General features: G+C 59.9%; 5 protein-coding genes and 4 pseudogenes. 7 read left to right on the top strand and 2 right to left on the bottom strand.

Features of this window, described 5'->3' with window-relative positions; genetic code table 11:
• Together J8I82_RS38870 and J8I82_RS36950 are read right to left on the bottom strand one after the other, a co-directional pair.
• Positions 1-227, bottom strand: a 227-nt coding sequence (locus J8I82_RS38870) for a site-specific integrase (RefSeq protein ID WP_489696373.1), incomplete at its 3' end; no start/stop codon positions are given.
• A 732-nt stretch (positions 228-959) separates the two neighbouring features.
• Entirely contained in the window at positions 960-2,228 is a 1,269-nt protein-coding gene (locus J8I82_RS36950; protein ID WP_209765502.1) for a site-specific integrase, read from the bottom strand.
• 109 nt (positions 2,229-2,337) lie between these two features.
• Between J8I82_RS36950 and J8I82_RS36945 the strand changes: the two are divergent.
• From J8I82_RS36945 to J8I82_RS36915, 7 genes and pseudogenes are all read left to right on the top strand, one after another.
• A pseudogene (locus tag J8I82_RS36945) lies at positions 2,338-3,320 on the top strand (Mu transposase domain-containing protein); the annotation flags it as partial.
• 24 nt (positions 3,321-3,344) lie between these two features.
• Positions 3,345-4,043: pseudogene (locus J8I82_RS36940) on the top strand (ATP-binding protein); the annotation flags it as partial.
• Between the two features lie 43 nt (positions 4,044-4,086).
• Positions 4,087-4,506, top strand: a pseudogene (locus tag J8I82_RS36935) (Tn3 family transposase); the annotation flags it as partial.
• 52 nt (positions 4,507-4,558) lie between these two features.
• A pseudogene (locus tag J8I82_RS36930) lies at positions 4,559-4,930 on the top strand (integrase core domain-containing protein); the annotation flags it as partial.
• 225 nt (positions 4,931-5,155) lie between these two features.
• Positions 5,156-5,764 (top strand): hypothetical protein, encoded by a 609-nt coding sequence (locus J8I82_RS36925; RefSeq protein ID WP_209765498.1) that lies wholly within the window; start codon positions 5,156-5,158, stop codon positions 5,762-5,764.
• Positions 5,765-5,836: 72 nt separating this feature from the next.
• Complete coding sequence (locus J8I82_RS36920; RefSeq protein ID WP_209765496.1) at positions 5,837-6,382, top strand: ankyrin repeat domain-containing protein; 546 nt, start codon at positions 5,837-5,839, stop codon at positions 6,380-6,382.
• The gene (locus J8I82_RS36915) at positions 6,379-6,690 is read left to right on the top strand and encodes an FmdB family zinc ribbon protein (RefSeq protein ID WP_336620934.1); all 312 of its coding nucleotides are present in this window, start codon (positions 6,379-6,381) and stop codon (positions 6,688-6,690) included. Before J8I82_RS36920 ends, J8I82_RS36915 begins: the two co-directional genes overlap by 4 nt.
• Positions 6,691-6,699 lie beyond the last annotated feature (9 nt).

Genomic DNA, 6,699 nt, shown 5'->3' with positions numbered 1-6,699 from the left:
CCGGCACGTCGTCGCGCGTCGAGATACTCGCGCAACGTTGCTAGCACACTGTCAGACAGGGGCAAGCTCCGGGATTTGAAGAACTTCGTATCGCGAACGTCGAGCAGGCCCGTGCTGAGGTCGATGTCCCGGAGATCCAGGCGCGCGAGCACGAGCATTGTGTACAGCGCAAGTGGGCGAAGCGGAGCGCGAGGGGATGGGAAGGCGCGCGCGGTGTCGAACAACAACTGCAACTCATGCGGAGTATAGATGTACGGACGCCGACGTTCCTGTTCGATGCGGTGCCTCAGTCGGCGATCCGGCGGCGGAAACGCGACGCTCGGATCGATACGTCGCCATGCGCGCAAAAGGGTGCGTCCTGCCTGTTGGCACTCCCAGGCGTGATTCAGCGTTCGACCCTGTGCGGCCCACTGCTGTAACAGTACGGCCGGCGATTGGCCGGCGAGTTCCGGGCGACCTTGCAGGAACCGATCGAACGCAGGAGCCAGCCCGACTGCCTCTCATAACGGTAGCCGACCGCGCGCATGAGCTCCACATGCTCGCGCAGCATCTCGCCGAGAAAGCTAGTGACCGAGCCGGCGGGCGCAGAGACTCGAGCGCCTGTGGAGGGTCGGCTGCGAGTAGTGCACGCACGATTGGCGTGCCGTATCGTTGGCCATAGCAGGAGCGCAGTTCCGCCAGCGGGTTGTGCGAGATCATGCCTTCCGACTGCAGGTAATCCAGATAGCGATCAACGATGCGCGCCCTGTGCAGCACCATGTGGACAGGCCAGTGCCGCGCGCACTCCAGCAGCCAACCCTGCACGGTGGAGGTGCTGACTGCTGCGTCGCCATGCTGTCGCACAAAACGCTGAAACCTGCGCAGAACGCAACGGTAGACCTGGGCCGCGTCGCGACTGCGCAACCTCAAGTGGTGTATATGGCGCTCGATCGCGCCTCCTTCATCATCGAGCCACGTGTTCATTGCGCCTCCTCAGTCAGGAGTTCGCTGATCTCCAGGGAGACGTCGCGCAGTTCATCGACAGCGAGCTTCAGGTACTGCCTCACCGAACTCGACGAACGATGCCCCAGCACGTCCCCAATGACCTTCGGCGGCACCCCACTGCGCAACAGGCTTATGGCACGCGCGTGTCGGAAGGCATGCGGGCCGCGCTTGCCATTGGTTTGTACGCCTGCAGCGTCGAGCCGCCTGCGTAGCGGCGTGTACAGGCTCGAGCCGCTGGCAAAACCACGATATGGAGCGCGTGCTCGGATGAAAACCTCTCGCGCACTCGTTGCAGGTCGGCCGCGACGCAGGTATGCCAGCAACGCGGCTCCGACTACCGGTAGCAATGGCATAACCGATTCGGAGTCGGTCTTGGAATGGCGGACGTGTAAGCGATCGCCTCGCCAGTCGATATCGCCCAGTCGCAAGCGTACAATCTCTCCCGCGCGCAGCCCGTAGTTGACGAGCAGCAAAGCGATCGCGTGGTCGCGCAGACCCTTCGGTGAACGATCCGCACGGCAGATCCGCAAAACGGCGTCGATCTGCTGCTGCGACAACGTCGACGGAATCGATTCATACGCGTAGAGCTTGGGCGCCACCACGCTGGCGGCGAAGTCGCGCGAGATCCTCCCAGTGGCATATGCAAAGCGTATGAAGCAGCGCAACCGCTGCGCTAGCGATTTGCGTGAGATCCGCCTTAGCGATCCGGATCGTGCCTGCATGTACCCGTCGATATCTACGATCGACAGTCGTCTGAGATCGTCCACCGACATCGCGCGGTCGAGGTACCAGTGCATGAACCGCCGCGCTTCTTCGACCAAATCGTGAATGGTGTCGAAAGCCAAGCCTCGCACATCGTCGAGCCAACGTTCATACTCGTCGCATAGCCTCTGGCAGAGCGCCTCGGATGCGCTACCTGCTTGGGGAGCAGGTGGCCACTTGCCCGTGGCCATCCTCAACAACTGGTGAATGCCGGCAGTGTGCGACGCACGCCAGTGTTCGAGAGACCGCGGCGTGCATCCGTGGCGCCGCCCGAATCGGCGAAGTTCACAGCGCAGGTACATCGTCACATGAGCCGGCTGCACAGCTGCTATCGCAAGGCCTCGCTGCTCGATGTAGCGGAGAAACTTCCGCGCAACAGCGGACTGACGGTTGACCGCGTTGACGCAATAGCCAGCGTCGATAAGAAGCTGCTTCAGCTGCGTAGCTAACGCGATGTGCTGCGGGCATATAGGGGCTGACATAGTGGTGTCTCCTTGGATCGGGGGGAATCCCCACCAAGGTGTTACACCCGCCAAATCTGCAGGAAAAGCCTTCGCAAGAAGGTGCGCCTTGGCGAAAGCAGCCTGCCGGCAACCTCTGCGTCACATTACTGGCTCCTCGCGATTAAGCCGATACGTTGTCCTCGACAACCTGAAGGAGGGCGTCCTCAAGCCCGACCTGTACGAGCCCGAACTCAATGCGCTCTACCGCGCGGTACTGGCGCATTACGGCGCGGTGGCCGATCCGACTCGGGTGCGTGACCCCAATCGTAAGGGCTGCGTCGAGAACGCGATCCAGCATACCCAAAGTACTGCGCTCAAAGGCCGTCGCTTCGAATCGATTGAGGAGCAGAACGACTTCCTCGAGCGATGGGAAACGCGCTGGGCCGCGCAGCGCATCCACGGTAGTGCCTGTCGGCAGGTCCAGGCGATGTTCGAAGAGGAGCGCATTCATCTGCTGCCACTGACTGGCTTCGCTTACTTCGTCCAATCCGAGCGCACCGTTGATGACGCCACCTGCGTTCGCATCGACCACAGCAGCTACGCCGCGCGCCCGGCAACGATCGGTAGCCGGGTGTTGGTGCGCTTATTTGAGCATCACCTCGAGATCCGCGATCGCACCACGCTCGCGCTACTGCGCACCCATCCGCGTGCCCAGCATCGCGGCAGCGTCTTGCTACCTTCCGACGAACGGCCCTACAACCCATCCCGCGAGACGCGCAGCATCCTCGCGCAAGCCAGGCAGATCGGTCCGGCGACCCTCGCGTTATGCCAACAGTGGTTTGAGCAAGATGGCCGCGTCGGCCATTCCGCTTGCGCGGGGTTGTCGCGCTGGCCCGGCGCTATCCAAGACGCATCGTCGAACAAGCGTGCGAGCGTGCGTTGCGTGACGGCGTGCGGCACTACCCCTCGCTGCAGGCCGCCGCCGAACAACTGCTGCAGCAAGCTTTGGCTGCCCTGGATGCGCCGATACAGGGAGAACTGGACTTGACGCAGCAGCATCGTCTGATTCAGGACGGCGACGCGTACGCCGACCTCTTTGCACTGGGCGCGCAAGCCAGCGCGGCCTTGTAACCCCCGACTGCACTGGAGACTTCCATGAGTATGAGCATGATCGAAATCGAGCGTGCATTACGCGCGCTACGCCTGTCGGGCATCAGTGCCACACTGCAAACACGCGTGGTACAAGCCCAGGCCTGTCAACAACCGTTCCTGGAAACCTTCTCGCTCATCCTGCAGGACGAATTGGACCGGCGACGCTCTCGCTTGCTCGAACGCCGCTACCAACAAAGCGGATTGGACGAGCGCGCGACACTGGCCGACTTCGACTGGCGCTTCAATCCCAAGCTGCCACGGGCTGCCTGCTTTGAATTGCACACCCTGAAGTTCCTCGCCGAAGGTCAGAATGCGTTGATCGTCGGCAAGCCCGGTACGGGCAAGAGTCATGTTGCAAAAGCCGTCGCCTACCAGGCGACGCTATCGGGCCACACCGTCCGCTATCTGGAGGCCGACAGTGCCCTCGCGCAGATCAGCCTGGACGACCCCGCTGAGCAGCGAGTGCGCTTGCGCCTGCGCCCGCTCATCGAAGCAGATCTGCTCGTACTTGATGATCTATTCCTCGCACGCAGTATCGGGCAAGGAGCCGGCGAACTCCTGCAGACCTTGGTCCACCAGCGCTACAAGCTCAAACGCAGCATCGTGGTGACCTCGAACCGAGTGGTGCAGGATTGGGCAAAATACTTGGGCGATACCACCATGGCCACTACCATCCTCGACCGCCTGATGCACCGCGCCCACTAAAGGCGCCGGGTCCATACATGCACGAAAAGGACGACTACCCCTTCGCGAACTCGGCCGCATCGAGCGGACGTTGTTCACCCTGGACTGGCTTCAGGATCTCGAATTGCGCCGCCGCACGCATGCTGGTTTGAACAAGGGGGAAGCCCGCAATGCGCTTGCGCGATCCATCTTCTTCTACCGTCTCGGCGAAATACGCGATCGCAGTTTCGAGCAGCAACGGTACCGCGCCAGCGGACTAAACCTGGTGACTGCGGCGATCGTTCTCTGGAACACCGTCTATCTTGAGCGCGCTGTGCAGGCAATGGAGAGTCGCGGCATGCCGGTCGATCCGGCGCTGTATCCCTATTTGTCGCCCTTGGGGTGGGAGCATATTAACCTGACCGGCGACTACGTGTGGCGCATAAGCCATAAACCGGAAGCAGGAAAGTTCCGCCCCTTGCGGCGTCTAGCCGAGCGCTAACTCGCGAGCGAGGTCTTAGAGGGCAATATTTTCCGAATTCTGAAGCCGCCCCTACAGCCGCCCACGCGTGAGCAACGACAACGCCTACGCTGAAGCGTTGTTCCGCACGGCCAAGTACTGTCCGCTATGGCCTGAGCGGCCGTTCGACACGCTGCAGCAAGCGCGCGACTGGGTGTATCGGTTCGTGCGTTGGTACAACGAGGAACACCGCCACAGCGGGCTGAAGTACGTCACGCCGAACCAGCGACACAGTGGCGAAGCGATACCCCTGCAGGCGCGACGAAAGGTGGTGTATCACGCGGCCCGCGATCGGCATCCGCAGCGCTGGTCGCGAGGCATCCGGAAATGGAATCTGGATGCCGTGGTCTACCTGAACCCCGAACGGGCCGAGCAGGAACCGAAGGAGTACAGGAAAGCAGCATAGCGGCGGACGCGACAACTACCTTGACACACGCCGGTGGCCTTTAAGACAAACCTCTGCTCCTTTTGTCGCGAATGATACCTCGCTACTCCTCGAAAGCCTGCCCGCATACCATCTCAGCATATTTTTTTACTGGTACGGATATTGCGGAGGTCTTAGCCGTCGCGTCGCTCCATACGCAACGTTTCGGTTAGTGTGGGGTGCCTTTGCTTGAAAGGAGGAATATGTATGACCGCTACACCTGTTCGTGATGAGCTCGACGACACCCCGTTCGCGCGTCTCCAACACGAGGGGCGTCTTCTCAATGCAGTCTTCAAGGGTCGAACGACGAAGCCAAGGCGCGTTGGTTTTCGGGGCGAACTTGCGCTCCGCTTCGCCCCGCGGCGCGCCGACGAGGCGCGGCCACCCGAACTGTGTTGCGAGCAGATGATGGCTGTGGCTCACGCGGGTGATTCGCAGCTGCCATTCTTTTGCGGCTGGCTCTTGAGTTTCGAGCACTTAAGAGACGTCGCCGAAGTGTTGGGTGACGCCTTGCACGCGCGCGGGAAGTACTTCCTCTTCTGCGACAATATCGATCTGACTAAGCGGTACCAAGTACCGTACAGGGGAGCAATATTCTATGTACTGCCGATCATTGAGTCGACTGTGTACAACGAGATGCTGGAGCTTCTGTACTTGGAAAAAAATGAGCTGAAAAAGCAACGTACGGCAGCAAAGTTGGATGCTATAGCCGACGCCGGTTGCCGATTCGAGTTGCCCTTTGAAATTATCAGCTATGAAGAAGGAATCAAAGTGATGGGGCCGGTGCGCAATCCACACGAAAATCGACCAGTCTGACGTTTTTCATTGCGGCCTTTTGAACTGTGACAATTCGTCTAACGTGATAGAGAGATACAACCGGAGTGCCAGATGTCACTGGAGAACACGATTGCCCCGTACGAGATCATAGATACTGAACGCCCCCGAAGTATCGAAGTATCGTGGAAATGCCGTAGGCATGCGCCCCTTGTGATATGGCTGTCGAACCATGGCTTCCCCGATGCAGATTCATTTGGCGTAAATGGCATTACGCCGCTGATGGAGGCAGCGCTAGAGGGGAATGACCACATTGTCGCGACTTTGCTCTATGAGGGTGTACCCGTCGGCATGCTAGACGACGAAGAGAATAGTGCGCTCTGGTACGCGTGTTTGAACGGTGCGCCCAAAACCATCCTCAGGTTAATCAACGCCGGCCTCGATATCGATCACACAAACGGAGATGACCTCACGTGTCTAATGCAGGCCGCTGCAAGTGGCCGGCTTGACGTTATGAGATTTTTGATGACGCTAGGAGAAAACGAAAGGCTCGTTGCACCCGACGGGCGAAACGCTCTGGAAATGATGACTGATTGCGTAATGAGGAATTGCATCGACCATCGAACAGAGGCCATTCCGTTGGATACTAATTTTCTATGAAGAATAGGCCTATGCCGCTCTACGACTATGTTTGCTGCCAATGCGGTCTTCGCTACGAAACGCTTGTACGCGCAAGCGCAAAGCCCGTGTGCCCGCAATGTGGCAGCGTGACACTGACTAGGCAAGTCTCTGCGCCGTCCCCTCCCCTGCGTAGCAAGTCGCTCGTCGCAGCAGCACGTCGGCAGGCCGAAAAGGAAGGACATTTCAGCAATTACACAGCGGAGGAACAACGGGAACTCCCGGCGCGCGTCAAGGTAGATGTCGCCTCATTCATGCAGCCAGGCGTTGGTTTTCGGCGCCTGGCTTGATACCGGTGG

The organism is Cupriavidus consociatus, from assembly GCF_017814975.1.
Taxonomy (GTDB): Bacteria; Pseudomonadota; Gammaproteobacteria; order Burkholderiales; family Burkholderiaceae; genus Cupriavidus; species Cupriavidus consociatus.
Note: the sequence above shows the minus strand (reverse complement) of the source record. Positions and strands in the feature narration are given on the sequence as shown.